Raw genomic sequence first — 25,982 nt, forward strand, 5'->3', positions numbered from 1 at the left:
TTGTTGTTGATTTAGATAAACCAACACGCTTGACGTTTTGTTTAGTTTTCAAAGAACTGTTTTTCTTAAGCAGAAGACTAATATATCATACATTTTTAAGTTTGTCCAATATATTTTCTTCAAAACTTTATTTTTTTTAAAATGGAGCGGGTGATGAGAATCGAACTCACGACATCAGCTTGGAAGGCTGAGGTTTTACCATTAAACTACACCCGCATATATTATATGTGATGGTCGGGAAGACAGGATTTGAACCTGCGACCCCCTGGTCCCAAACCAGGTGCTCTACCAAGCTGAGCCACTTCCCGTCTTACTTGGCGCGCCCGAGAGGAGTCGAACCCCTAACCTTTTGATCCGTAGTCAAACGCTCTATCCAATTGAGCTACGGGCGCTTTATTTGAAACAACAGTTTAATTAGATTAACACACTAGAAGTTATTTTGCAAGTTTTATTTTTTTGGTGCGGCCGAGAGGACTTGAACCTCCACGGGGTTGCCCCCACTAGGCCCTCAACCTAGCGCGTCTGCCGTTCCGCCACGACCGCAAAAGAAACTTTGGCAAAAAACTTTGGTGCGGATGAAGGGAGTCGAACCCCCACGCCTTACGGCGCCAGATCCTAAGTCTGGTGCGTCTGCCAATTCCGCCACATCCGCGTGGCTGGGCTAGCTGGATTCGAACCAACGCATGACGGAGTCAAAGTCCGTTGCCTTACCGCTTGGCTATAGCCCAATAACACAAAATATAATGGCGGTCCCGACGGGAATCGAACCCGCGATCTCCTGCGTGACAGGCAGGCATGTTAACCGCTACACCACGGGACCATAATATCTAATAAGTCTTGTAGGGAATAATGGAGAAAGAAACGAAAGTTTCTCCCTCCATTATTAAAGTGACCCATACGGGATTCGAACCCGTGTTACCGCCGTGAAAGGGCGGTGTCTTAACCGCTTGACCAATGGGCCATATCACTGAAAAGTTATGGCGGAGAAGGAGGGATTTGAACCCTCGCGCCGCGTTAGCGACCTACACCCTTAGCAGGGGCGCCTCTTCAGCCACTTGAGTACTTCCCCGTATTGGCTCCACCAGTAGGATTCGAACCTACGACCCTTCGGTTAACAGCCGAATGCTCTACCGCTGAGCTATGGTGGAAAAATAAAAGTTATTCTATTCTACGCATTATGCAATCACTGGTACGAACGTCCAGATCTCAGAAAGTCTTCCAAGAAGTTGCTCGATCTGTACGCTGATGCGTAACTTAAGGAGCTTGTTCGAACGTGCTCTACCGATGAGCTATGGTGGAATGTTGTTCGCTTGTGTAGTAGCGACTTGTATATAATATAACAGGTTCAAGCCGATGTCAACTCGTCGTAACTTGGTAATAATCACCTTGTTTTGTACAACTTCAAGCGACGGTTTCTATAATTTATCACAAACTATTATGGACAGTCAATACTATTTTTCTTTTATTAGCACAAGTCTCCCTGCACACCTTCCACATACATATCTAGATGTGTTAACTCTACGTCTTCTTCGATACTGTTGCTTGCAATTCTTACACTCATACACTAGGTAAGTGACATTACTATTAGTCCTAGAAGACTCCAATGTAGAGCAAAATCTTGGCGCATCCACTTTCTTTAGTAACTGTCTAAAATCATGATCACGATGCTTATATCCTTTGCCCAAAAGATGAAGATGGTAATGACAAAGCTCATGTTTAATGATTCCAACTAATTCATTTATTCCTAGTTCCTCAAAATACCTTGGATTGATTTCAATATCATGAGAGCGTAATAGGTACCTCCCCCCCGTCGTTCTTAGCCTCTGATTAAAATAGGCTCGGTGGGTAAAAGGTAATTCGAAGTGGGTACGCGATATCTCTTCAACTAATAATTGAAGCTCCTCATTCGTCAATTGGGATCCCTCCTGTCATCCATGCACCTATTAAGATGCTTTTTCATAAGAATGTAATACATCCTTCATTATATCTTTTGAGGAGGTATGAACAATGCCTATCTGGTTAAAAAATCAAATGACTCGTGCTTATTTTGAAAAAAATCGTTACCAAATTAAATTATTAAATCAGTGCTGGTTCTTTTATAGAAAAAAACATCATTCTTAATACAGTAGAAAGGAAGCTAACCAAGTTACATAGATGATTAGCTCCCTTTCTTCATTTACCTATTAAGTTATGTTATTAATTTTCAACCACTTGCATTTAGAGCTTTTCAACTTAACTTAACTGTTCACTTGGAGGTAGCATCGTTAAGGCCACTCTACCTTTTTTCACATCCACATCATCCACCCAAACAGTCACAACGTCACCTACCGAGACAATGTCGAGTGGATTTTTCACAAAACCTTTGGTCAATTTAGAGATATGGACTAGACCATCCTGTTTAACACCAACATCGATAAACGCCCCAAAGTCTACTACATTCCTAACTGTCCCCTGAAGCTCTAATCCCTTTGTTAAATCTTCTAGTTTTAGAATATCCTTTTTTAATAAAGGTTTAGGTAGCTCATCGCGAGGATCCCGTTCTGGTCTAGCTAATGAGTCTAATATATCACGCAACGTTAATTCACCAATCCCCAGTTGGGTAGAAACAGCAGCTACATCCATTTCTTTTAGCTTGTTCTTCAAGGCATCTGTTCCTAATTCAGAGATATCGGAGTCCAGTTGCTTTAGTAGCGCTTGCACTACCTTGTAATTCTCTGGATGGATGGCGGTTCGATCCAGTAAGTTTTCACCTTCAGGTATTCTTAAGAATCCGATACATTGTTCATATGTCTTCGCACCAAGTCTTGGAATCTTCTTTAATTCATCTCTACTTGAGAATTTACCTGTCTCGTCCCTTTTCTTAACAATATTAGTAGCAACTGTTTTGCTAAGGCCCGCTACGTATTGTAATAAAGAAGGGGAAGCTGTATTCACATTGACACCTACTTGGTTTACTGCCGTTTCTACTACAAAGGTAAGAGAATCACTTAGTTTTTTCTGTGCCACATCATGTTGGTATTGACCAACACCTACTGATTTGGGATCAATTTTCACAAGCTCCGCTAAAGGGTCTTGAAGTCTTCTTGCAATTGAAACAGCACTTCTTTCCTCAACTTGCAGGTTAGGAAATTCTTCTCTTGCAACATCTGAAGCAGAATAAACACTCGCTCCCGCTTCATTTACAATTAAATAGTATATGTCCTTATTGCTTTCCTTAATCAGTTCAGCAATGAATTGCTCAGTCTCTCTTGAGGCCGTACCATTTCCAATCGCAATCATTTCAATAGGGTATGAACTCAATATGTGAAGAATCTTCTTCTTCGCTTCTGCTGTTTTTGAAACTGGAGGATGAGGATAAATGACATCTATATGTAATACCTTTCCGGTTTCATCAATAGCTGCTAGCTTACACCCAGTTCGATATGCAGGGTCTACTCCCAAAATCGTTTTACCTTTAAGCGGCGGTTGAAGAAGAAGCTTTTTTAAGTTTTCCGAAAAAATATGAATAGCTCGCTCTTCAGCTGTCTCAGTAAGTTCTTTTCTTATCTCGCGTTCAATAGAAGGTTGAATAAGTCTCTTATATCCATCTTCAATTGCCGTTATCACCCATTCATTGGCTGGGGAGTACTTCTTTCCAATCACTTGTTCTGTCATATATTTAATGAACAACTCTTGCTGTACATCTATTGAGACTTTAAGGATTTCTTCCTTCTCTCCTCGGTTAATTGCCAGTATTCGATGAGGAGCTGCTTTTTGGACAGGTTCTTCATAACTGTAATACATCTCATAAACCTGCTTTTCATCCTTCTCTTCATCTTTAACAGATGTTACAATCTTTCCCTTTTGATATGTAGTTTGACGAATCCACTGACGGTATCTCGCTTCATCAGAGATCATCTCAGCTATAATATCTTGTGCACCCTGTAGTGCTTCTTCTGAATTGGAAATCCCGTGTTCTTCTGATATGTATTTGGTTGCCTCACTCAACACATCTTCTTTATGGAGTTCTAACAGCCAAATTGCTAGAGGCTCTAATCCTTTTTCTTTTGCAATTGTCGCCTTTGTCCTTCTTTTTTGTTTATAAGGTCTATATAAATCTTCGATGGCCTGCAGCTTTTCAGCCTTTTCAATAGAAGATCGTAATTCTTCTGTTAATTTCCCTTGTTCGTCAATGAGACGTAAAACCTCTTCTTTACGCTTCTGTAAGTTCTGTAGATATTGCCACTGCTCCATAATATCCTTAATCTGAACCTCATCAAGTGCGCCCGTCATTTCCTTTCGGTAACGTGCTATAAATGGAACTGTATTATCTTGCTCTAGTAGCTCTATTACATTTTCAACTTGCTTTGTCTTTAAGTTAAGCGCAGAAGAGATTTGTTTTATAATAAATGTTTGTTGGTTAACCGTAGCTTCCAATAGATTCACTCCTAGTTCATATAGTAGTGAATCTATTTTAACAAATTAACTATACAAACTCATCTTTTCCATTACTTAATTTTACCAACTAACACTGTGACATCATCGTTTCCATTATTCTGTTGCCTTACTAAGTCAATAATTGACTGTAAGGAATGGTGATAACTTAAGAGATCTTTACTGGCAATCATACCGACACCATCACTACTCATTAAAAATACTGATTCATTCTCATAAGAAAATCGTTGAATTTGAATGGATATAGGCTTGCCAGATAGGAAGCCCATTTTCGGAAGGGGGTATGTAGATTTTCCACTTGGAGAAATTATGGTGAATTTAATATTACCTATACCAGCGTATACCATTTCATTTAATGAAAAATAAATTTTTATAATTGCTACTGCAGCCCCTCGCTTTGCACGCAAGGAATCATTGCACTTTAATAGGATGGAGTGGAGATCTTCGTTGTGATGTTTATCTAGAACATTCATCACAATTTCTGATGATTCTTTAGCCTGCACTCCACTCCCCAGTCCATCTGCTATTGAAATGATGGCATAGTCAGGTTTTGTAACCACAAGAAAGCTGTCACCACAGCAATCTTTCCCTTTTTTGGATGCTTGATAAGATAGGACCTCTAGTTGTTTTGTGTTGATTTGCTCTATCATGTTATACACTCCGACTGAACGTTATCTGAATCTGCAGCTGTCCTTAACTTCTGAATGGCTCTTCGTTGCAGCCTGGACACATGCATTTGAGATATTCCTAATTTCTCACCCGCTTCTTTTTGACTAAGGTTCTCTAAGAACGTATATTTTATGACCAATCGTTCTCTCTCCGTTAACACTTTCAAAGAAGCCTCAAAATCCATTTTTTGATTAATTTGTTCATACCCTACGTCTTGGCTCCCTACCAAATCTAGGAGGGTGATGGTACTTCCGTCAGAATCGGCCTCTATTTTATGATCGACTGATAGTGCTTGATAACTCCTACCAACCTCCATCGTTTCCAATACCTCTTCTTCAGATACATCTAAGTACTGCGCAATTTCTTCTATTCTCGGAGATCGTTGTAGTTCGGTTGTTAGTTTTTCAACGGTTCCTTTAATTCTCGGTCCTAACTCTTTAATTCTTCTAGGAACATGAATACTCCATGTTTTATCACGTAAAAATCTTTTTATTTCACCAATAATAGTCGGGATGGCATAGGCCTCGAAACCTTTTCCAATACTCGTATCATATCTCCTGATAGCACCTAACAATCCCAACATACCCACCTGCACCAGATCCTCGTGCATATTACGGCCTCTGGAATACTTACGCGCTAATGACTCCACGAGTGCCCTATATCTTTCAACAATATATAGTTGAATTTCATCATCATTTGTTAGTTGAAACTTTTTTATTAACTCGATTACCTCATTATTCGGCTTGGTTGGTTGCGATTGACGTTTCATCGCTTCCCACCTGCTCTCTTTGGAGGTACTTCTTCATAAACACACTTACTCCTGAGTCGTTGTTAATTTTTACATCATCCATTAATGTATCTATCAAATATAAACCTAGGCCACCCTCATTCATTTCATAAATATCCGTTGAACGATTATAGGGTCCAAGTTCTTCTTTCATTTGATTGACATCAAAGCTCTTTCCACTATCCGATACCATGATTTGTAGATGATCATTGAATAAACCAAATCCAATGACAATCTCGCCACCTTCCTCTTCACCATAGGCATGATGTACAGCATTGGTAATAGCTTCTGATGTTGCAATTTTTAGATCTTCAATATCCTCATACGAATATCCCATTCTGCTTGCGATCCCAGAAAGAGTTAACCTCACAACCCCAACATACTCCGGTTTTGAGGGAATCTTCATTTCTATGTAATCAAAAGGCTGATTCACGTTTTATTCACCTCCAGAAATATTGATAATTTCATCTAGGCCCGTTATCGTAAATAAACGTTTTACACGTTCGTTGAGCCCCACTAACTGAAGAGAACCACCATGTTTTCTAGTTAACTTTAATACACCAATAAATACACCTAAGCCTGTACTATCGATGTAGGAAACACCCGAAAGATCAATAATAAGTTGAGCTTCCTTTTCCTCCGCTAAAGGTACAAGCTGTTCCTTAAGTTTGGGAGCTGTATAAGCATCCACTTCTCCTAAAACAGCCACACGCTGTATTAAACCATCTTGGTTAATGTTGACCTGTAGATTCACCCTTACCACTCCCTTATAAACTATCGATATTTTCCTTCAGACTGCCGCTTTGTTATGGCAATACCAACTAACTTAAAAGCGACATGTCCAAGCTATGCCAGGCCATATGAGTTATTTACCCTCATCCAACTGCACATAAACCTATCTTTTCAAAATAATGAAAGTAAAATCATCTTTTAATTGGAAATCCTGAAGTCTTTCTAATTCTTTGTAAATATTATCTACAATTTCTTGAGCGGAAAGTTGATGATATTTTATTATAAGTTCTGTAATTTCTTCTCTTTCAATAAAACCGTCTTCTGTTCTAGATTCAGTGACTCCATCAGACAATAGAACGATCATATCACCTTTTTCCATTTTTATCGTGTGCTCTTTATACTTAATAGCTTTATCGACACCTAGAACTAGCCCTGATTGAGTTAAATCATAAAACTTTTCCTCATGAGATGAATAGTAGAAACCTGGTTCATGTCCTGCTGAGGCATAGGTAAATTCATTTGAACATGGCATGTAAATACCGTACACCATTGTAATAAACATTGTTATATCGACGTTTTGCTCTACTACTCTATTTAGGTTTTCTAATACATAACTCGGGTGGTTTCTTGATTCAGGCAAGCTATCCATTGCGTACTTAATCATAGACATACAAAGAGCGGCAGGAATTCCCTTTCCGATTACATCTGCAACTGCAACACTTATAGCTCCCGTCTCATCTTCAACAAAATGAAAGTAATCCCCATTCATTTGCCTTGCCGGCACACTAATTGCGCCGATATCTAGACCATCGACCTTTGGAATATCTGTTCCCAGTAATGTTTGTTGTACATTTGCCGCTATTTCCATTTCACTTTTTATCTCTTCTTGCTTGTTTCGAAGTAGCTGGTGCTCTCGATAGACAAGGCCATACCCAATCATTACTTCTAGCAGCAGATCAAAGGATTCAACGACCTTCTTCGGTATTTCAGGGTAAAGATCCTGAAGAACTGACTTATGAATGGCTACAATTTCTTCTGGAGTAATATCATTTTCAATGGATTGTCTACTAAACTTTTGACCTTTATATAAAAGCTGCTCATTTGAGTCACGCAGATATCCTGTTAGTAATTCTTCGTATTTACTAAACATCATTTGTTGATTATCCACACTCATCACTCCTTTAGGCCAAAAAACCATTTTATTTAATTAGCTACGAAGCCATTTTATCGTTAAAATTTCAGTTCCTTTACCCACTTCTGTATTAATTGAAAAATCATCCATTAGACGCTTCACTCCTGGTAACCCAGCCCCGAGCCCCCCCGATGTAGTGTAGCCATCTTCCATAGCCCGTCTAATGTCAGCAATTCCAGGTCCTTCATCTATAGATAGAACCTTAATTCCTTTTCGATCTACTGTAAAAACTTCCTCTATACAAATGGAACCTTTTTGGGCGTACAAATATATATTTCTTGCTAACTCAGAGATGGCTGTTGCGATTCTCGCTTGGTCTACTGTACCAAACCCCATCTTTTTTGCGATATCTCTTCCCAATTGTCTAGCAGCTACAATGTCCCATTCTGATATAATTTTAACGCAGGATTGGACTTCCATCCTTATTCCCCCAATTCTTGCTGAAGCTTATCGAGTCCCTTTTCTAAGTCGATTGCTGTTGGAACATCGTTTAAGTGTATACCCAGGTCCACAAGGGTAATGGCAACAGCTGGCTGAATTCCAGTTAGTACGACCTTTGCTCCCATAAGATTGGACATACTCACTACATCTCCGATAACTTTAGCAATAAAAGAGTCTATAATTTCTACTGAGGTTAAATCAATAACAATTCCTTTTGCTCCAGTTTCATGAATCTTTTTTAAGAGATCCTCTTGGAATTGAATAGCTGTTTGATCATCTAGCTCCCATTGGATCGTTACTAACAGATATTGTCGTAGTTTTAATATAGGGATCTTCATTTTACTTCCTCCCCTAACGTGCTAACAATTTCTCGATTTGTCATATTCAATGCAGTTTCAAGACCTTTTTTCAAAGAGTTCTTTGTGACAATATGACTTAAATCTATCCCTAGATTAATAATTGTTTGAGCAATTTCAGGTCGGATTCCTACAATTAAGCATTTCGTTCCTACTAATCTTACGGCTTCTGCTGCTTGGATAATATGATGAGCAACCATTGTGTCTACTACAGGTACTCCCGTAATATCAATTAGCACGACTTCTGAACGGTGTTTGACAACACCTTGCAATAAATTCTCCATAATCTTCCTTGCTCGGTCCGTATCAATTGTTCCTATTAATGGCATCACCGTAATGTTCTCATATACCGGAATAAGTGGTGCAGAAAGTTCTTGAAGGGCCATTTTTTGCATGGTCACCGTATGCTCCCATGACCCTGAGTAATGGTTCACCATATGATTGATAATAGAATCAATCCATTCACTTACATCGTTCATGATCCGTAACTGCCCTACAGGCTCAACTTTTTGGTCCTGTAACCATAATTGAATGACCTTTCTGAATTGTTGTAACCCTTCCGTAATATAGCTAAGCGGCCACCCTAGTCTAATTATTCTCTCTGAGAAATCATTTAGTTGAACCGAGAGCTGTTCTTTTGGTAGCTCAATATCACGGATAATAAGGTCTATAAATTCTCTACTTGTGGTTAGGAATAATTGATCGGAAACAACTCGTAAACTTTTTTCATTTCCAATTACTTTTATTTCTTCTAGCCATCTTGCAACTATTTCTTCTTGGTTTTCTCGTATGAGTGCAAGTAAAAACGTATCCATACATGACTCCCCCTCAATTAAAACAATTCTATTGCACCCTTTTATATAGGCTCTTTTCTAAAACTTTGTTGCTTTCAATCTAATCTTTCAGCAATCTCGCCATATTCCGGCTTTTGGGATTTTTACGAAAGCAACAATCTTTACGAAAACAGCCTATATATATATATGTTCAAAAGGTACAAATATCTAAATCTATTATTCCATTGATGTAATCTTCTTTCAAATTCTTTAACCTAATTGGTAATATTTTTCTTATACATTACGTATAAGAATCTACCTTTATGGCTATGTTAGTTTTTTTCTAATTAATTTTGTATTAGTGAGTTTAATGCAAGTAACCTGTCGTTACATTGCGCTACCATTAAAAACTATGTTAAAAAAGGATAATCTTAACGAAGAGCACTTTACTTATAAGACTTTTAGGAGAAGAAAATAAATAAAGCTGCTTAGAAAAAATTCTAAACAGCTTCACATATGATCTTATTATTAAAAATCGATGAGTCCGAGACTGATCTGCAAGCCTTCGTCCACTTTTTCCATCATTTCATCGTCTAGATGCGTGATTTTGTCCGTCAATCGTTGCTTATCAATTGTTCGAATTTGTTCTAATAAAATGACAGAGTCACGCTCAAATCCATATCGCTTGGCATCAATCTCAACATGAGTTGGTAGCTTTGCTTTTTGGATTTGGGCAGTTATTGCTGCAACAATAACTGTGGGACTAAACCGATTCCCAATATCGTTTTGAAGAACAAGTACAGGCCTTACGCCGCCTTGCTCAGAACCAACAACTGGGGAAAGGTCAGCAAAATAAACGTCACCACGTTTAACAATCAAAGGATTACCCCCCGCTTACTAGGCGTTCAACGGTGTGATCTGCTTCTTCTTCAGCAAGGAATGCTTCGGATGCAATATTCAAGTTGATTTTAGCCATCTCCATATAGCCTCGTCTCATAGACTCACGAATATGGCGTTTTTTTCTTTCTCTCAAATACATCTTCGTTGCTTGATAAATGATGTCACTATGACTACCGTTTTCCTGTTTTATGATCCCATCTAATTCACTGATTAATTGTTGAGGTAAACGCACAATTATCTCAGTAGTTGTTGCACTAGAATCGGACACAAACATACACCTCCACCATCAACTACACACACATATTTTAATCCATTTTTAATCATATCACCTAATAGTCGATTTTGCAAAGTCCTTCTGCAAATCCTACCATATTATCTATTTACCATAACAAAATTATACATTGAATTGTATTTTTCCTTATTCGTCCTGCTTTACAAATTGAAGGATTGGATTGTTAACTTCTACAATACAATTATTTTCGATATATACTCTAGGTACACGATTACCAATCATACATGGGATTTCGTAATTAATGGTGTGAAGTTCACTTGCTATTTCATCTATTGAAATAGTGTGGTTTAACTGACTTCCAATAAGTGTAACCCTTGTGCCTATCTCAACCTCTCTTGGAAGCCTAATCATAAATTGATCCATACAGATCCTTCCGAGAATAGGTGTGCGTTCACCATTAATCAGCACTTCTCGATTACTAAGTCGCCGAAACCAGCCATCTGCATAACCCATTGGTACCGTTCCAATCCATTCATTACGTTCAGCTGTATAGGTGGCACCGTAACTTATACTTTCACCTGCTTTTATTTCCTTTACATGTGTTAATCGACTATGAAGGGAAAAAGCCTCTTTTAATTCAAAAGGCAGTATGTTCTTCATTTCAATGGACGGTGATAAACCATACATAGAAATGCCCATCCGAACGGCATTAAATAATTTGGTTGGAAAGCGAAGACCTGTTGCACTGTTTCCACAATGAATAATTGGAACTTCTATCGATAAAGACGAAATCATATCAACCGCCTCTACAAACTTTGAATACTGCTTATCAAAATAAATAGTGTCTATTTCATCCGCGGTAGCAAAGTGTGTATAGAGTCCTTCTAGTGAAAACAACGGGTTCTCCTGAACAGCTAGGGCAATACGACGAAGCTCATCCAATGTTTTTGCTCCAAGTCTATTCATCCCAGTATCATATTTCACATGGATGTTTAAAGGTAGTTCAGTCTGCAGACCCTTTGTCTTTTGAAGCCAATCTTCTTGGAAAACAGTTAGTGAGATATTATGTTCTGCAGCAATCACGGCATCTTCCGGTCGAGTCACGCCTAAAACAAGGATTGGTTCGGCAATTCCTCCTTTTCTTAAGGCTAAAGCTTCGTCCAGTATTGCCACTGCCAAAACCGAAGCACCTGCTTTAATCGCGGTTTTAGCCACTTCAAGATCACCATGACCATAAGCGTTTGCTTTCACTACAGCTATAATACGAGTTGATGAACCAAGATATTCTCGCATGTTACAAATATTTTCATAAACATTAGTTAAGGAAACCTCCACCCATGTATCTCTATAGAAAGGGGACAAAGCCAATATCATACACTTCCTTAATATCTAAAGGTATTTTTCATAGGCTCTTTTCTAAAACTTTGTTGTTTTTTTAACCTACTTTATCCGAAGTTAAGCCTCTTCTAAACAACGAAATTACGTGTTTTTCGTTTTAGAAAAGAGCGACTTTCTAGATGAAAAGTAGAAGACATTATACTAGTAAGTAAAAATCCGGCTTTTGGAATTTTTACGAAAGCAACAATTTATACGAAAAGAGCCTTTTTATATGTTAAATTATTTAACACCGTACCCTTAATGTCAAACATGAATCATAAGTTGTCATGTTCTATGTGGAGCTCCTTATAATGGTGTTATCAGTAAATAGGAGCACTATATCAGGAAAAATAGAGATTATATCAGCAAAGTTACCTCATATATCCTGAAAAATTGCATTTTATCAGCAATTCTTCCCATTTTATCAGGAATTCCTGAATTACCTAAAAATAGACCCAACATTGTGCTGGGTCTATTCATCATTGCATCTTATTTAACTGACTGACCTTGAACAGACTTTGCAACCATAATCATCTCATCTTGAGAAAGGTCATTGGATGCAATCATAAAGTCAACACCATTATGTGACCATGATAAAGAATTTTCTGTAAGAGCTCCAACTGTGAAACCTAAATCTACTGGTTCACCGCTTACCATTGAAGTTGTAGTTACAGTTGCTACACTTGCACGCTCTTGAATTAAAGTAAAGGATTTACCTTCTCCACCATATGATAGGATCAGTCGTTTACCTTCTTCAGTCTTAACTTCCTTCTCACCAATAATTTTTACCCCATCTGGTAAATCAAATGGATATAAAACTTCAAATGGTGTGTTTTGTTCTTGACCCGCCATTGTTGGCACATCAATTTGAGCAGCCGTCATGTTACGGTTCATATCAAATGCACCTTCATCAAAGCTTGCATTTAACTCAACACTTGTAAATTCAACCAGCAATAATGGGTTACGATCTGGGTCCATTACCTTTACCCCAACAGGCGTTAAATCTTTCTTGTTAAAAGTAATTTCCTGTACTGGGATGGCTTTGCTATTTTTATAATTAGTTTTTGTTTCAAATACATAGTGATCTTCAGTCGCTTTAAACACTGCTTCCTTGTCACTTAAGATATCTTTTACTAATGATTCATAGAGATAAGCTTGACTGCTATTTAGCGGCCAGTCACTTTGGAAACGGAAGCTCTTATTTAATGCAGGTGTTAATACAAATACACCCTCATCATTGCGCAAGATCATTTGACTTTGATCTTTTTGTACATTTTTTAAATCTACCTTGTAATAATGTGGTTTAGAATGCCAGATGCCAACATCATACACTTGTTCTTCTGATCCAGTTTGTAAGGTCATTTTGGCTGTTGCTTTATAGCCTGAAATTTCCTCCATCTTAGTACCTAATGCTTTGACTACATCCTCTTGACTCTTTTCTCCACACCCTGCTAAAGCAAGGACAACTAGCATTGCTAGTAAAACGAAACCTAACTTCTTTCGCATAATTTTCAGCCCCTTTGTCTCATACTAAATAATTGCTTCCCAATAGACTATATGAGACAAAGTATCACAATATGCAGACTAGCTTGACGAGCTTTCAATAATTACTTGAGCAACTGCATAGTCCTTACTATGTGAAATGGACAAATGTACGCCATTCTCTAGGGGTTTCGCGATATAAGGCTTCCCCTTTTCATCTTGTAAAATTTCTATATCAATAAACTGCAAACCCACTCCAATTCCTGTTCCCATCGCCTTTGAAAAAGCTTCCTTCGCAGCAAATCTCCCCGCTAGATACTCATATTTTCTCCGGTCCGTTAGCGTATTCCAGACACTTCTTTCACCTTCTGTTAAAATGCGGTCAACAAATTTAGGCGTCTTCTCTAATAAAGTTTCTATTCTTTTTATTTCTACGATATCTATACCTATTCCCTTAATCATTGGATCCTCTTTTCTTAAGGCTTTTTTTAAAAGCTCTTTTCTAGAACTTTGTTGCTTATTGCTTTCTACAATAAATATATAGAAAAGAGCCTTCCTTAAAGTTTTTTCAATAAAAGCTATCATGTAGGAGTAGTTACTACACATATGATAAAATTAAAACAAGTTATTGATAGAAAAGGAGTCGTTTACACATGTTTTTACGAACGGAAAACTTTCGGACGTTCCTTCAGTTTTATCCTATTGTATCATTTTTAGTAGCACTCCATTTTGTTTTATGGATATGGATTAGCTTCGGATTACCTGGAGGACGCTTCTTACTAGAGACAATGGTAGGATATAATATGTTTATTGAGCAGGGTGAATGGTGGAGATTATTCACACCAATTGTCCTTCATGCAAGCTTCGGTCATGTTTTATTCAATTCTTTCTCCCTTGTTTTATTTGGTCCAGCATTAGAACGTTTACTTGGGAGGAACAAGTTCCTACTGGCTTATGTCGGATCAGCATTTATTGCAAATGTTGCTACGTATTTATTAGAACCTTCATACTTTAGTCATGTTGGTGCATCTGGAGCCATTTATGGGCTATTCGGAATATATCTATATATGGTTATACTCCGAAAGGATTTAATTGACCAGGCAAACTCTCAAATTGTTATCACAATCTTAGTAATCGGATTAATCATGACGTTTGTAAATGGCAACATCAACGTTCTTGGTCATATATTCGGATTTGTGGGCGGTGCAATACTTGCTCCACTTGTTTTACCGAAAAGAAGAGGGTACTACACTCATGCCTCGACAGTTTCAAATTTCTCTTTTAGAAGATTATTTGCCACCATGCCACGCAAACTAGATAAGAGAACAATTATTTGGATGATCCTTGGAATCCTTATTATTCTAGGCATGATTACTCGCTAATAGGCAAATACCTTCTTAAACGACTAAAAAAGCAACCTATAAAGGTTGCTTTTTCTCATAGGAATACCATTGATAGAGCTGGTTCGCATCTTCTTCAGCTACATCCACTACCTTGAAGTGCTTGCCTGCAAGCTTCGATTGTGTAGAGATGACGATTGACGCGAGCCTATTCTTCTTTTGGAAAAAGGAATGTACCAAGTGAAAAGCTTGGATTCTATTCTTCTTCGCATAAACGGTATGACGATTGATGAATCGATATTGCAAAAGAAGTCGATGATCTAACAACACCCAGCCCGCTTCCTTATACATTTGTATCCCTAATAACACACTAATGGGAAGAATCATTAAACTTAAATATCCCCACGGATTAAGCAAGAAACAAACCGCAACACTTACTATTAACGCCGGAATCAATAGTCGAAGAATATATCTCTTTTTTGCTCTTTTTGGTAGAGGATTCACTGCTTCTTCAACTATAAAATCTGGGGTAAACCGTTCGAGTATGTACCTCACATCTTTTTTATGAATAAGGGGGAGTAAATACGTAGAGAGGTCTTCTTTTTTATCCATTGCCCCTCCGGCTACCTCGATATAGATGCTAGCGTATCCAATCAATTGACGAATCATATTTTCTTGAATTCGTACTGCTTGTACACGTTTAATCGGTATGGTCATTTCTCTTTTCTCTAACAATCCTCTTGTTATAAAAAGATTCTCTCCCTTTTTCACTAACTTATAATTTCCAAACTTAATTAATGCACTTGCAATAGAGAATACCCATGCAAAGAGGATAATCATGCTAATCCCAACCGCAATAAGAATAAAGCTTGAGCCTACGATATTTTTTGCAAAACCGTACACATAATCATAAGGGATCATATCATCTAACTGTGTAAAGAAAGCAAATAAAGCTGAAAGAACGACACCTATTCCACCAGACGTCGTTGCCATTATTAAAATGTCTTTTGGAGAAAGAGTGATTTGCTCATATTTCTCGTCCGATCCTGCCTCTTCTTCTAACGATCGTTTGGATAGGGCTATCTTCAACTCTTCTGCATCTTCTTTTGTGACAGCCGAAAGCACCGCCTCTGCTTCGTCTCCTCCTCCAGCTGTTTCTACCTGCAGCTTTACTAATCCAAAAAGTCGCTGAATGACGCCAGAAGTTATATCAATAGATTGAATTCTTTCAAGTGGAATATACCGTTTTTTACGTACAATCACACCAAATTCTATCCTCAACTCTTCATTTTCCACTCGATAAGAAAAACGAAGCCAAGATAGAATGCCGTAAATGAGCATGCCGACTATAATGACAAACATTCCCACAAGGTAGATTGAACCAAAAAAACCATCCCCTCCGCCACCAACAAACAGAAATACAATGAGGGGAACAGCTAGTTCTCTGAGTGAGCGGATAAATCGCAGCAACACCGCGATGGGATGTAACCTCTTTTTATTAATCATGCTCATCCACCACTTTTGCTAGCGTTGAAATCCGATCTCTCAGTTGCTCTGCCTCTTCCTCATCTAGCGCAGGGATTTCATGAATCGTCGCTGCTGTTGAAATGGTAACAGTAGCTAATTGATATCTTCTAAGCAGCGGTCCTTGTTGAGTATCTACATGTTGAACCCTTACCATCGGAATTAATGTTCTTTTTACCACAAATACTCCATGCTGAATATCAATTTCCGATTCATGTACCTCATATCTCCACTTTTTCCACTGCCATTTCGGGTAAAACCAAACCGAAAAGATCGATAGTAATAGAACGAATATTATTAATACAATACCGATGAAAATTGGCCAATCAAAAAACAGGGTGACAATCAAAACAGCAATAGCCACTAGTAAAAAGAATACCATGGACATGGCCGATGAGATTCTCCATACAACGAGTGCACGGTTACTTAATTTATTAAATGGTTCCTTTCTCATAAATACGCTCCTTACATTTAATCAATCTAACCTTACTATAACTAGGAACATATTTCCATTCAATTAATGAATCTTAAACGTAGATTCATTTACCTTTTCAATTCCATCTTCTTTAAGAAGATCTTCCATCAGGCGGAATAATGCATCATCCTTCTTCTTTGCTTCGATCATGCAATCAATATGAGAAATAGAACCTTTTACTTTATGAAGAAACTGTAAGAAATATTGTGGATCAATATAATCAGCATGTGCACGGTAATCCTTTTCATCACGTGGGCTGCTAATATGCATTTTAAGTGGAAGTGGAGAATGAGACCAAGTTTGAATCACTCTTTCCCACTCCTGCTCCCAGTTTTCATCTTGAAAGTTAGCCAAGTGGTGATGATAATCAAAAACAAGAGGAATGCCCAGCTTTTCACATAAATATAACGTGTCATGCAAATGAAAAGTGACATCATCATTTTCTAGCATGATCATTTTTTGGATGCTTTGAGGTACAAACTGCCAATTATGTATAAGTTGCTCCAACGCTTTTTCCTTGTCGTTATACCCTCCACCAACATGCATGACACAACGGTGTTCAAGGTCGATATTCATCCCCTTTAATAAGGACTGATGGAGCTTAAGAGTTTTAATAGAAGCATTTAACAGATCGATGTCAGGAGAGTTAAGCAGCACAAAATGATCAGGATGGAAGTCCACCCTCATCTTATGCTCTTTTACAAACTCACCAATTTCTTTAAGGTGATCTTTAAGATTAGCTAGAAAATCCCAATCCGATAGTTCTTCATGATTGGCTAGTGGGATTAGTTTTGAGCTAAATCTAAAAAATGTTATATCATGAGCGAGATTATGTTTTAATAAACGGAGGCAATTATGGAGATTAGCTTGCGCAATCCTCTCTAATTTAGCAATAGCAGCTTCTCGGTTCTTTAGCCGTTTAAACTGAGCATATGTCATGGTTTGGGATGGAGAACTGTTCTGCAAGTGAACACTCATTGCCACATATCCAAGTCTTACAATCGTCAAGTGGAACACCTCAATTAAAAATTTATTATCTTTAGTATTCCAAGACTTATCTAAGATTATTGATTTGCTTTATTTGATTCGAATCTTCATTTTAGGTTTTCGACGATCATTAGTAAAAGGTACTTCTTCCATATCTAAATAAGTTGTACAATTCGGACAGCGTTTCGCTAACGTTGGAATACTCATAAAACAATGAGGACATTCTTTTCTTGTAATAGACTCCATAGGGGCTTTTTTCATACGATTAATCTGCCGAATAATTAAGAAGGTGGCAAAAGCCACAATAATAAAGTGGATAATGGTATTTACAAATAAACCATAATTAATAGTAGCAGCCCCGGCTTCTTTTGCCTCTAGTACACTCTGCACATCTTGATTGGATAAATTAATAAACAGATTAGAAAAATCCACCTTACCCAGCATCAGACCAATGGGAGGCATAATAATATCCGTGACAAGCGAGTCCACAATCTTCCCAAACGCCGTGCCTATAATAACACCTATCCCCATATCAATGACATTTCCACGAACAGCGAACTCTCTAAAATCTTGAAAAAACTTCATATCTGATCCGTACCTCCTTTACTTTATAAAGGTATGTAAGGAATATAGTGTTATGACAGCTTGGTCATATTATCGGATTGATTACGAAAAACTTGCCTCAATTAGAACCTCTTTTCCAAATTCAGAAGAGGCACAAAATGCAATAAAAGAGTGGTTTGAATGCTTAAACTATAATTTTGGGCAATATTCACTTGAAGCCTTCAAAGGATTAGGACAGCTATATGTGGAAGATGAAAGATTTACTAAAATATATTGATCAATACGGAGAAGGTTTAGCAAAATTGTGTGAAGCTATGACTTATTTTGCTGAAACTAATAAGAATTAAGGTTACATTTAGAGAGCCAAAAGAAAGAGAGATTGGAAGCCCAATCTCTCTTTTTTTTATTGTTGCTTTGCACCTACACGGCGATTTGGTCTACGGTTACTGTTCGAAGAAGGTCTTCCACCTTTTGAACGGCTACGGTCACCACGGTCTCCGCGGTCTCCACGGTTTCCACCGTCTCTACCTTTATATCCGCCACCTTGACTGTATCCACCTTTACCTTTTGGCTTACGCTCCTTCACAACTAGTGGAGGCTCTGAAGTAAGCTTAACAGGTGTACTGTCTGGCTCTTTTGTCATTAGCTTTAACGCTGCAGCAATAATAGTAACTGAATCATGCTCTTCTAATAACTCTTCAGCTGTTCTCTTATAGAAGGACAAATTGCTCGTTTCCATTGTGCTTAAAAGCTTTTCTATGGTCATTTTTTGTTGACCTTCTAATGCTTCATCTAAAGTTGGTGCTTTCATTTTATCGATCTTACGTTTTGTTGTATTTTCGATATTTCTAAGTTGGCTCAATTCTCTTGATGAAACGAATAACATCGCTAACCCTGTCTTTCCTGCTCTACCAGTACGTCCAATACGGTGAACATACGACTCAGGGTCTTGTGGAATATCAAAGTTGTATACATGCGTAACACCTGAGATATCTAAGCCACGTGCTGCAACGTCTGTCGCAACAAGAATTTCAATTGTACCTTCTTTAAATTGACGAAGTACAGACATACGCTTTGCTTGTGTCATGTCTCCATGAATTCCTTCTGCTGAATATCCACGTGTATTCAACGCTTCAGCAAGCTCATCAACTCTACGCTTTGTTCTACCAAAAATAATAGCAAGCTCTGGAGACTGAATATCTAAGAGACGAGTTAGTACATCAAATTTTTGTTTTTCATGTACTTCAAGGTAGAATTGTTGAATATTAGGAACTGTAACCTCTTTTGCCTTTACCTTTACAACCTGAGGGTTACTCATAAAACGTTCTGCGATACGTTGGATTGGTCCTGGCATCGTTGCCGAGAATAATAGCGTTTGTCTCTCATCTGGTACTTCAGAAAGAATAGACTCAATATCTTCAATAAAGCCCATGTTTAACATTTCATCCGCTTCATCTAACACAACCGTTTGGATGCTTTGAAGACGTAAAGTCTTTCTGTTAATATGGTCAATTAATCGACCTGGAGTCCCAACGATAATATGAGGTGTCTTTGTTTTAAGAGAACGAATTTGACGTCCGATATCCTGACCACCATAAATAGGTAGAACGCGTACACGTTTAGATGCACCGATTTTATATAGTTCTTCTGAAACCTGGATCGCTAATTCTCTTGTCGGAGCAATAACAATACCTTGAACTTTTTCTTGTCTTACATCAATTTTTTCCACTAATGGAATACCAAAAGCAGCTGTTTTACCAGTACCTGTTTGCGCTTGACCAATTACATCATTACCTTCTAAAGCTAATGGAATTGTTTGTGACTGGATAGGTGTTGCTTCCTCAAAGCCCATTTTACTAATTGCATTCATTAAATCTGTGCTAATTCCTAAATCTTGAAATTTACTCAATCTAACATTCTCCTTTAATCATTCTTTACGTGTTTAATTCATTAAACGGACATTTATCCTTTACAAGTTCCGTATTCATTCATGAAATTTATATGATTAAGTAATACTACTACAGATGTATTTTGACCTATATAAAAGAAAAGCATTCCCCTTTGGAATGCTGGAAGTGGAAATTGTAAAAGAGAACTTATTCCAAACACTAAACTCCATCATACCATTATCAAGAACATTAAACAACTTTTAGTAATTATCTAACCGACAAATCATACTTATGTTAAGATTAAGTATATTTGCTATTTTATTTGAGTAGGTGAAAATGAAATGAGTATAAAAATAATTACCGATAGCAGCTCAGACTTACCAAAAGATCTTAAAGAAAAATATGATATTGAAGTTGTTCCTCTTAACATTCAATTTGGTGATGAACATTTCAAAGCTGGGGTAACAATAGATAATGAAACCTTCTACAGAAAGATGAAAGAATCAAAGGAGCTTCCAAAGTCCGCTTGTCCAGCACCGTATGATTTTCTTGAAACATTTAAGGAAACAGACGACGATTTAATTGTTCTTACGATCTCTAAAGGACTTAGTGGAACGTATGACAGTGCTGTCTTAGCGAAAAACATGCTTTTAGAAGAGCAACCTAACCGTAAAATAGAGGTACTTGATGCAAGTACTGGTTCCCCTGGAATGGTCGTTTTACTTGTACAAGCTGCAAGAGAAATCGAGAATGGGAAATCCTTTGAGAAAATTGTTACGTTATTAAATGAAGCAATTCCTAAAGTAAATACTTTTATTTTGCTTGAAACACTTGAGAATGTCATTAAAGGTGGAAGATTAGATCGATTTAAGGGGACGATTGCCAACGCGCTTAACATAAAAATATCTCTACGTGTTGATGTAGATGGAAAAATTGAGGTATTTGAAAAAGTACGTGGTGACAAAAAGGCTCTTAGACGTTTTATTGATGCCATTGGCGAATATACGAAGGAATTTGAAGATCAGACTGTATGTCTTTCTCACAGTAATTGTGAAGAAAAAGGAAAAGCGGTTCTTTCTGAAATTATGGAACGTTATCCTTTTAAAGAAGGCATACTAACAGAGATGGGTCCTCTTATTGGTACATATGCCGGTGAAGGTGGTCTAGTCTTCTCGTTCCAAGGTCCAGCTCGTAATCAAAAAATATAAACCCTTACATTTTTTACACATCAAAGACGCTTGAATTGATACTCAAGCGTCTTGTTTTTGTCTCATCTTACATAAATTAAAGTATTTCAAAAAAGGTCGATATCTCTTCCACCAATTGTTCAAAATCTGGGCCATGACAAACATGGTGAGGGGATGAGTCTAGGAAGACTAATTTTTTATCTTCAGTACCGATATGTTTAAAAATATAGTGAGCACTCTTTGTAGGTACAATTCCATCACATTCCCCTTGTATGATTAAAGTTGGATTGTGCACATCTTTTAATCGAGGCTTGATATGTTTGACCAGCATACGAAATTGTTTCGTAGCAGAAACAGGAGTGTCCATTATTTTTTTCCGGTATCTTTGGTAAAGAGTATTATCCTGAAGATGACCCTTTATTCCATCAGCTGCCATCTCCCTAATATCAATAAGTAGTTGACGAATATTTACATAATAGGCGGCAGCACTTAATAGCACCAGCTTATCAATTGGATATTTTGTAGCTAAATAGGCGGCAAGTAAGCCCCCCATGGAAAAACCTACTACATAAATCGTCTCGCAATCAGCTACTAACGATTCTAGGGCCTCTTCTACTGCATCAATCCATTGCTGATACGTGATATGAAGTAAGGTTCCTTCTTCACCATGTCCTGGTAAAATAGGTGCAACGATCTTCCAATCTGTATGGTCTTCTAGATAAGACATTAATGGCTCAACTTCATAGGGAGAGCCTGTAAATCCATGAATACAAAGACAACCAATCACCATGATCACCTTTCCAAAAAATGTTACATTACTAATAGAATGAACAAAGGTTCATCCAACTATTATTATTTCTGTGATAATGCCTCTACGACCTCTTCTAACCTCATTCCACGTGAAGCTTTAACAAGTACTACATCCTTTTCGTTAAGTTTACTTTCCACACTCTCAATAAGCTCATGTTTATTTGTAAAGGAGAAGACACGTTTGTCTGTTAGCTGCGCCGTAGCACCTGTGGCAATTTGCTTACCTAGTTCACCAAAAGTAAAGACATAGTCAATCTTTGTCGGATCAATAGCTCTACCTACCTCTTGATGAAATGGTATTTCCTGATCTCCTAGCTCTAGCATATCACCTAGAATAAGAAATTTTCGTTTATATCCTTCAAGGTCTTGTAGCAATTGAATAGCTGCTTTCATAGAGGTTGGGCTCGCGTTATAAGCGTCATTGATAATAGTCGATCCCTTGATGCCGGAGCTAATCTCAGCCCGCATTTTCGTCATCTTCAGCTGGGAGAGTCCTCTTATTGCGTTTTCCCATGTAATATTTAGTACCTGGCTTACCGCAAGTGTAGCCAATGAATTAAACACATTATGTCTCCCTAGAATAGGAATAAAAAATGGTCGCGACGCTTTATTACATGTAAAAGAGGTGCCATTAGATTCCTGCTTAATAAACACAGGATAGTATTCGTTGGTTTCTTCCTGTCCAAATGAAATAAGCTTAATATCAGTGTAGCGACCAATTCGTTCCTGTAATAATGGTTCATCTCCCATAAAAATTAACGATCCACCAGCCTTTAAACCAGCTGTAATTTCAAGCTTAGCTTCTGCGATTTCTTCGCGAGACCCTAAGTCTTGTAAATGAGACTCACCGATGTTAGTAATGACAGCTACGTCAGGCTCCGCAATCTTAGATAATAACTCTATTTCTCCTCTGCCGCTCATCCCCATCTCTAAAACAAGAATCTCTGTATCCTCTTCTGTTTTCAGAACTGTTAATGGTAATCCAATATGATTATTGAAATTCCCTTCTGTTTTTTCCACTTTATACTCAGTAGATAGAACAGAGAAAATCATATCCTTCGTTGACGTCTTACCATTACTTCCTGTGACTCCTACTACTTTTAACTTCAATTCATGGCGGTATGAATGAGCCAGCTGTTGAAGGGCAGTAAGGGTATCATCCACTAAAATTAAAGGGACATCTGAAGGCTTGTTTGGTTCATCCTTCTTCCATAAGCAGGCAACTGCTCCTTTTTGAAACGCATCTGCTACAAATTCATGCCCATTAAAACGTTCTCCTTTAATAGGGATAAATAATTTCCCATGTAGGTCATCTCTTGAATTGATGGAAACACCCTGGATGGATAATTCGGCATCTCCATGTAGCTCAGCATTTTTTATCATTCTCTCAATATCACCTAATGCTCTATTAATCAAGGCTCTGACTCCTTTCTTTTACACTGAATGTTTTTATAAATATTCTAAAACAAGGCTTTCAATATTCGTAAAAGAAACACCATTTTTTCAAATGGTGTTTAGGTTGTGATTATTAAAACGTGTGTTTGATGCTTTGTTTTTGTTCATGTCGCTCAAGAGCTAATTCAACTAATTTTTCAATTAGTTCCGGATACGTAACGCCAGTATGCTGCCACATTAGTGGAAACATACTAAACGGAGTAAAACCTGGCATTGTATTAACTTCGTTAATTAAAAATTCCCCATTAGCCGTTAAAAAGAAGTCTGCTCGAACAAGTCCCGCTCCATCAATTGCTTTAAAGGCACGAATTGCTTGCTCTTTTAGATCCTCGTATTGCTCTTCTGAAATAGAGGCCGGAATTAAAAGAGCCGTATCTCCGTCCTCATACTTTGCTTTATAATCATAAAAATCCTTCTTAGGAGCAATTTCACCTGCAACTGAACACTTAGGATCGTCATTTCCAAGAATCCCGATTTCAATTTCTCTTCCAACGATTCCTTCTTCAATAATGAGTTTACGGTCGAATTGAAAAGCTTCTACACAAGCTATCTCCAGCTCTTCACGATTTCGGCACTTACTAATTCCTACACTAGAGCCTAAGTTTGCCGGTTTCACGAAGCAAGGAAACCCAAGTTTCTCTTCTATCGCACTCATTAACTCTTCTTTTTGTTGGTCCCACTCTCTCCTAATAAAAGAAAGATATTTCGCCTGCTTTAAGCCAGCTTGAGCGAATAAGTTTTTCATGATAACCTTATCCATCCCTGCTGCAGAAGATAAAACACCATTTCCTACATACGGAATGTTCATCAATTCTAACAAACCTTGTACGGTTCCATCTTCCCCATTCGGTCCGTGTAATAGAGGAAAAATGACATCTATAGATTGATCCTCTTCCGTTTTAGTTGCAGGAAATAATTCTTTGTTTAAAGAGACAGGAGAAATGACTTGATTATCCTTAGATAATTCTAAAGCCTTCACATCTTGAGCCGGAGCCGTCAACTGTCCTCCACGGATCCACTCCCCTTGATCCGTTATGTAAATAGGATGAACATCAAACTTTGACATATCCAACGCCTTCGTAACAGCTAAAGCCGTCTGAAGCGACACCCTATGCTCTGCTGACTTACCACCATATAATAAACCTAACTTAACCTTCTTCATGAGGTTCCCCCTTATTAGAAAAGCTGAAGCGCCTCGCTCAGGCCCGACAAGCAAATGTTCCTTGGACAAAGAAAAGGCGGTTTTTCCTTTTATTTGTCCAAGGGTTATTTGACTCGAGGGCCTAGGCGCTGAAGCTAGACAAATCGAAAAGCTGAAGCGCCCCGTTTAGGCCCGACAAGCAAATGTTTATAATAAAGATCTATACTCTTTAGTTTCTATAAACAACACAATACTGATTATACAACTTTCTTAATAAAATATATATGATTCTTACGGCTCGTTTCAACACTACCCATTTTATTGAAAGGATTTAGATTACTGACGAGTATGAGCATAGTATTGAATTAATGGGCGTAATACATCCTCTACAGTACCGAACTCAAATCCTTCTGCTTTAGCTTTACTAGCATCTACAGACCAGTCTTTTGGCATCGCATAGGGACTGATTGTTTCGGGCTCGGGCTGCGATTCTTCTTTGATGATGGCTTTCTTGCCTGTTATATCTTCTATTTCTTCAATTAACTGGCGATGTGTCCAATAGCCATCTAACGCTCCATTCCATGCCCCTGTCTTCTTCGTATTCCCAAGCCAAAAAAGGAGTTCTGCTGCTTTCTCAGATGTGACGAACCCTAATCCCAGATCAAGTTCAAATACACTTATTGGCTCTTCATTCATGACTCGGTCCACAATAATTTTTAGTCGGTTTGTATAATCATCCTCACCAATGACTAACGGAAATCGGACAACCGATACTGGAACCGGCGAGAATTTTTCTAAATACTGCTCACACGCTCTTTTTGCTTCTTGATAACCGCTAAGGCCAACGTACTCATTCCTTGCTTTCAGCTCATACTCAGTATCTCCCGGTATAAAATCCGTCTCTTTCTTTTGGAGACCAAAGTCATATACAGCCATCGTGGATGTAAAGACGTAATGTTTCATCTGATCCTGCACAACATCTAAAACATCTTTCACTTCAATTGGAGAATAGGCGGTTTGATCATAAACAACATCCCATTGTAGGCCTGAAAGTCCTTTTACGATGGACTCTTTTTTTGTACGATCCAGATTTATTCTTTTTACCGTATCTCCAAATGGATCAGAAGTCGTTCCTCTTGTTGCAATCGTAACTTCTACACCTCGGTCTATTAATAATTGCACCAAGCGTTTGCCAAAAAACATAGTTCCACCTAAAACTAGTGCTGTTTTCATAT

27 protein-coding genes, 10 tRNA genes and 1 pseudogene are annotated in these 25,982 nt (G+C 38.0%); 4 read left to right on the forward strand and 34 right to left on the reverse strand.

Annotated elements, in window-relative coordinates; translation table 11 throughout:
* Positions 1-142 precede the first annotated feature (142 nt).
* The 11 genes from LT143_RS17685 to LT143_RS17735 form a co-directional block, all read right to left on the reverse strand.
* Positions 143-216 (reverse strand) — tRNA-Gly (locus LT143_RS17685).
* A 15-nt stretch (positions 217-231) separates the two neighbouring features.
* Positions 232-308: transfer RNA gene (locus LT143_RS17690), tRNA-Pro, on the reverse strand.
* 7 nt (positions 309-315) lie between these two features.
* Positions 316-392 (reverse strand) — tRNA-Arg (locus tag LT143_RS17695).
* A gap of 65 nt (positions 393-457) precedes the next feature.
* Positions 458-543: transfer RNA gene (locus tag LT143_RS17700), tRNA-Leu, on the reverse strand.
* A gap of 24 nt (positions 544-567) precedes the next feature.
* Positions 568-652 (reverse strand) — tRNA-Leu (locus LT143_RS17705).
* A 1-nt stretch (position 653) separates the two neighbouring features.
* A tRNA-Gln gene (locus tag LT143_RS17710) sits at positions 654-728 on the reverse strand.
* A 16-nt stretch (positions 729-744) separates the two neighbouring features.
* Positions 745-820: transfer RNA gene (locus LT143_RS17715), tRNA-Asp, on the reverse strand.
* Positions 821-889: 69 nt separating this feature from the next.
* Positions 890-961: transfer RNA gene (locus LT143_RS17720), tRNA-Glu, on the reverse strand.
* Positions 962-978: 17 nt separating this feature from the next.
* A tRNA-Ser gene (locus LT143_RS17725) sits at positions 979-1,069 on the reverse strand.
* Between the two features lie 4 nt (positions 1,070-1,073).
* A tRNA-Asn gene (locus tag LT143_RS17730) sits at positions 1,074-1,148 on the reverse strand.
* Between the two features lie 303 nt (positions 1,149-1,451).
* Positions 1,452-1,913 carry a SprT family protein gene (locus LT143_RS17735; RefSeq protein WP_246945288.1) on the reverse strand — a complete coding sequence of 154 codons (462 nt, stop codon included), beginning with the start codon at positions 1,911-1,913 and terminating at the stop codon, positions 1,452-1,454.
* Positions 1,914-2,007: 94 nt separating this feature from the next.
* On the opposite strand from LT143_RS17735, the gene cmpA reads away from it, so the two are divergent.
* A complete protein-coding gene (gene cmpA, locus LT143_RS17740; protein WP_246945290.1) occupies positions 2,008-2,121 on the forward strand; it encodes a cortex morphogenetic protein CmpA in 114 nt (37 codons plus the stop codon).
* Between the two features lie 111 nt (positions 2,122-2,232).
* On the opposite strand, the gene LT143_RS17745 is transcribed toward cmpA, so the two are convergent.
* The 14 genes from LT143_RS17745 to acpS all read right to left on the reverse strand — a co-directional run bounded on the left by LT143_RS17745 (position 2,233) and on the right by acpS (position 13,837).
* Positions 2,233-4,386 (reverse strand): Tex family protein, encoded by a 2,154-nt coding sequence (locus LT143_RS17745; protein ID WP_246945426.1) that lies wholly within the window; start codon positions 4,384-4,386, stop codon positions 2,233-2,235.
* A gap of 101 nt (positions 4,387-4,487) precedes the next feature.
* Positions 4,488-5,084, reverse strand: a complete 597-nt coding sequence (locus tag LT143_RS17750; protein WP_246945291.1) for a PP2C family serine/threonine-protein phosphatase — start codon at positions 5,082-5,084, stop codon at positions 4,488-4,490.
* Positions 5,081-5,872, reverse strand: coding sequence for an RNA polymerase sigma factor SigB (gene sigB / locus LT143_RS17755; protein WP_246945293.1), 792 nt, complete (start codon positions 5,870-5,872; stop codon positions 5,081-5,083). Before sigB ends, LT143_RS17750 begins: the two co-directional genes overlap by 4 nt.
* On the reverse strand, positions 5,838-6,323 hold the full coding sequence (rsbW, locus tag LT143_RS17760; protein ID WP_246945296.1) for an anti-sigma B factor RsbW: 486 nt from the start codon (positions 6,321-6,323) through the stop codon (positions 5,838-5,840). The genes sigB and rsbW overlap by 35 nt, the downstream gene beginning before the upstream one ends.
* Positions 6,324-6,326: 3 nt before the next feature.
* On the reverse strand, positions 6,327-6,644 hold the full coding sequence (locus LT143_RS17765; RefSeq protein WP_246945298.1) for an STAS domain-containing protein: 318 nt from the start codon (positions 6,642-6,644) through the stop codon (positions 6,327-6,329).
* Between the two features lie 141 nt (positions 6,645-6,785).
* Positions 6,786-7,796, reverse strand: a complete 1,011-nt coding sequence (locus LT143_RS17770) for a PP2C family protein-serine/threonine phosphatase (RefSeq protein ID WP_272495858.1) — start codon at positions 7,794-7,796, stop codon at positions 6,786-6,788.
* Positions 7,797-7,829: 33 nt separating this feature from the next.
* Positions 7,830-8,234 carry an anti-sigma regulatory factor gene (locus LT143_RS17775; RefSeq protein WP_246945303.1) on the reverse strand — a complete coding sequence of 135 codons (405 nt, stop codon included), beginning with the start codon at positions 8,232-8,234 and terminating at the stop codon, positions 7,830-7,832.
* Between the two features lie 2 nt (positions 8,235-8,236).
* Positions 8,237-8,593, reverse strand: a complete 357-nt coding sequence (locus LT143_RS17780; RefSeq protein ID WP_246945306.1) for an STAS domain-containing protein — start codon at positions 8,591-8,593, stop codon at positions 8,237-8,239.
* Positions 8,590-9,426, reverse strand: coding sequence for an RsbT co-antagonist protein RsbRA (locus tag LT143_RS17785; RefSeq protein ID WP_246945309.1), 837 nt, complete (start codon positions 9,424-9,426; stop codon positions 8,590-8,592). Before LT143_RS17785 ends, LT143_RS17780 begins: the two co-directional genes overlap by 4 nt.
* 486 nt (positions 9,427-9,912) lie before the next feature.
* Positions 9,913-10,263 carry a type II toxin-antitoxin system endoribonuclease NdoA gene (gene ndoA, locus LT143_RS17790; protein WP_246945312.1) on the reverse strand — a complete coding sequence of 117 codons (351 nt, stop codon included), beginning with the start codon at positions 10,261-10,263 and terminating at the stop codon, positions 9,913-9,915.
* 4 nt (positions 10,264-10,267) lie between these two features.
* On the reverse strand, positions 10,268-10,558 hold the full coding sequence (locus tag LT143_RS17795; protein ID WP_205603915.1) for a CopG family ribbon-helix-helix protein: 291 nt from the start codon (positions 10,556-10,558) through the stop codon (positions 10,268-10,270).
* 144 nt (positions 10,559-10,702) lie between these two features.
* A complete protein-coding gene (gene alr, locus LT143_RS17800; protein ID WP_246945315.1) occupies positions 10,703-11,890 on the reverse strand; it encodes an alanine racemase in 1,188 nt (395 codons plus the stop codon).
* 492 nt (positions 11,891-12,382) lie between these two features.
* Positions 12,383-13,399, reverse strand: a complete 1,017-nt coding sequence (locus LT143_RS17805; protein WP_246945319.1) for an outer membrane lipoprotein-sorting protein — start codon at positions 13,397-13,399, stop codon at positions 12,383-12,385.
* 78 nt (positions 13,400-13,477) lie between these two features.
* Positions 13,478-13,837, reverse strand: a complete 360-nt coding sequence (acpS, locus tag LT143_RS17810; RefSeq protein WP_246945322.1) for a holo-ACP synthase — start codon at positions 13,835-13,837, stop codon at positions 13,478-13,480.
* A gap of 191 nt (positions 13,838-14,028) precedes the next feature.
* On the opposite strand from acpS, the gene LT143_RS17815 reads away from it, so the two are divergent.
* Entirely contained in the window at positions 14,029-14,757 is a 729-nt protein-coding gene (locus tag LT143_RS17815; protein ID WP_246945325.1) for a rhomboid family intramembrane serine protease, read from the forward strand.
* Between the two features lie 36 nt (positions 14,758-14,793).
* Here LT143_RS17815 and LT143_RS17820 read toward each other — a convergent pair whose 3' ends face one another.
* The 4 genes from LT143_RS17820 to mscL form a co-directional block, all read right to left on the reverse strand.
* A complete protein-coding gene (locus LT143_RS17820) occupies positions 14,794-16,221 on the reverse strand; it encodes a PH domain-containing protein (protein ID WP_246945327.1) in 1,428 nt (475 codons plus the stop codon).
* Positions 16,214-16,693 (reverse strand): PH domain-containing protein, encoded by a 480-nt coding sequence (locus LT143_RS17825; protein WP_246945330.1) that lies wholly within the window; start codon positions 16,691-16,693, stop codon positions 16,214-16,216. The genes LT143_RS17820 and LT143_RS17825 overlap by 8 nt, the downstream gene beginning before the upstream one ends.
* 63 nt (positions 16,694-16,756) lie before the next feature.
* Positions 16,757-17,722, reverse strand: coding sequence for a UV DNA damage repair endonuclease UvsE (uvsE, locus tag LT143_RS17830; protein WP_246945332.1), 966 nt, complete (start codon positions 17,720-17,722; stop codon positions 16,757-16,759).
* 69 nt (positions 17,723-17,791) lie between these two features.
* Positions 17,792-18,286, reverse strand: a complete 495-nt coding sequence (gene mscL / locus LT143_RS17835) for a large-conductance mechanosensitive channel protein MscL (RefSeq protein ID WP_246945334.1) — start codon at positions 18,284-18,286, stop codon at positions 17,792-17,794.
* Between the two features lie 82 nt (positions 18,287-18,368).
* On the opposite strand from mscL, the pseudogene LT143_RS17840 reads away from it, so the two are divergent.
* A pseudogene (locus tag LT143_RS17840) lies at positions 18,369-18,612 on the forward strand (TipAS antibiotic-recognition domain-containing protein); the annotation flags it as partial.
* 56 nt (positions 18,613-18,668) lie between these two features.
* Here the strand turns inward: LT143_RS17840 and cshA are convergent.
* Positions 18,669-20,135 (reverse strand): degradosome RNA helicase CshA, encoded by a 1,467-nt coding sequence (gene cshA, locus LT143_RS17845; protein WP_418909854.1) that lies wholly within the window; start codon positions 20,133-20,135, stop codon positions 18,669-18,671.
* Between the two features lie 360 nt (positions 20,136-20,495).
* Here cshA and LT143_RS17850 point away from each other — a divergent pair, with 360 nt between their 5' ends.
* Positions 20,496-21,362: a DegV family protein gene (locus tag LT143_RS17850; RefSeq protein ID WP_246945339.1), complete on the forward strand. Its 867-nt coding sequence runs from the start codon at positions 20,496-20,498 to the stop codon at positions 21,360-21,362.
* Positions 21,363-21,438: 76 nt separating this feature from the next.
* Here LT143_RS17850 and LT143_RS17855 read toward each other — a convergent pair whose 3' ends face one another.
* The 4 genes from LT143_RS17855 to LT143_RS17870 all read right to left on the reverse strand — a co-directional run bounded on the left by LT143_RS17855 (position 21,439) and on the right by LT143_RS17870 (position 25,980).
* A complete protein-coding gene (locus LT143_RS17855) occupies positions 21,439-22,131 on the reverse strand; it encodes an alpha/beta hydrolase (RefSeq protein WP_272495859.1) in 693 nt (230 codons plus the stop codon).
* A gap of 62 nt (positions 22,132-22,193) precedes the next feature.
* Positions 22,194-23,567, reverse strand: coding sequence for a UDP-N-acetylmuramoyl-tripeptide--D-alanyl-D-alanine ligase (locus tag LT143_RS17860; RefSeq protein ID WP_246945341.1), 1,374 nt, complete (start codon positions 23,565-23,567; stop codon positions 22,194-22,196).
* 112 nt (positions 23,568-23,679) lie between these two features.
* A complete protein-coding gene (locus LT143_RS17865) occupies positions 23,680-24,768 on the reverse strand; it encodes a D-alanine--D-alanine ligase (protein WP_246945343.1) in 1,089 nt (362 codons plus the stop codon).
* Between the two features lie 315 nt (positions 24,769-25,083).
* The gene (locus LT143_RS17870; RefSeq protein ID WP_246945344.1) at positions 25,084-25,980 is read right to left on the reverse strand and encodes an NAD-dependent epimerase/dehydratase family protein; all 897 of its coding nucleotides are present in this window, start codon (positions 25,978-25,980) and stop codon (positions 25,084-25,086) included.
* Positions 25,981-25,982: the final 2 nt, after the last annotated feature.

Origin of the sequence: Bacillus pinisoli, assembly GCF_023036475.1 — a bacterium.
Classification (GTDB): domain Bacteria; phylum Bacillota; class Bacilli; order Bacillales; family SA4; genus Bacillus_BS; species Bacillus_BS pinisoli.